Annotated in this window: 2 protein-coding genes; both read left to right on the top strand. The window is 47.8% G+C overall.

The window, feature by feature from the left end; all coding sequences use genetic code 11:
- Window positions 1–185: 185 nt before the first annotated feature.
- Window positions 186–479, top strand: coding sequence for a nucleotidyltransferase family protein (locus SYN63AY4M2_RS03250; protein ID WP_011429785.1), 294 nt, complete (start codon window positions 186–188; stop codon window positions 477–479).
- A complete protein-coding gene (locus tag SYN63AY4M2_RS03255) occupies window positions 469–822 on the top strand; it encodes a DUF86 domain-containing protein (RefSeq protein ID WP_011429784.1) in 354 nt (117 codons plus the stop codon). The genes SYN63AY4M2_RS03250 and SYN63AY4M2_RS03255 overlap by 11 nt, the downstream gene beginning before the upstream one ends.
- Window positions 823–876 lie beyond the last annotated feature (54 nt).

Below are 876 nucleotides of genomic sequence, written 5' to 3' on the forward strand. Positions count from 1 at the left end.
ATATCTGGTTTAAAGTGGCCATAGTTTCTCAACGGCTTTTGGACGGCCAGGGATCCCTTGAACCCGACTTCCTAAAGATAGCTAGAATAAACACCTGCCTGTGTGAGCCTGGAAGATCAAAACAAGCGGCCAACCTGTGTTCCCACTTGGAGAGTTGACAAGTGAATGATCCAATCTGACCAGCCATGAGGAAACAACAAGTATTGCAATTGCTCGGCGAGCAATTTGCCGAGATTCAAAAGCAATTTGGTGTGCGGCGACTGGCCCTGTTTGGCTCAACTGCTCGTGGCGAGGATCAAGCCGGCAGCGACATCGATATCCTAGTTGAATTTATTGGTAAAGCCGACTCCAAGCGTTACTTCGGTCTGCTCTTCTACTTGGAAGACAAACTTGGATGCCCCCTAGACCTTGTGACCGACAAGGCTCTACGCCCCGAACTTCGTCCATTGATAGAAAAAGAAGCAATCTATGTCCCGTGAATGGCGTTTCTACCTAGATGATATGATTGAATTTGCCAAGCGAGTCCTTGAATACACAGAGGGGTACACTCAAGAAGACTTTGAACGGGATCGCCGAACCTATGATGCGACCTTGAGAAACATCGAGTTGATTGGTGAGGCAGCCACTCACATTCCTGCAGAAGTCCGTAACCAGAACGAAAATATTCCTTGGCGACAACTCATTGCCACTCGTAACCGTATCATTCATGCTTATCTTGCTCTAGACAACGACGTTTTGTGGAGTATCATCCAAAGTGACATGCCCCAACTGCTTGACAATTTACAGAAACTAAAGCGTAGTCTCTCCGATTCTCCCTGCTAACCCTAACTTCAGGAGCAACGCCGCCGTTTTCATCCAGTTGGAAACCCCCTCTGA

Origin of the sequence: Synechococcus sp. 63AY4M2, assembly GCF_002760475.1 — a bacterium.
In the GTDB taxonomy this organism is placed as follows: Bacteria; Cyanobacteriota; Cyanobacteriia; order Thermostichales; family Thermostichaceae; genus Thermostichus.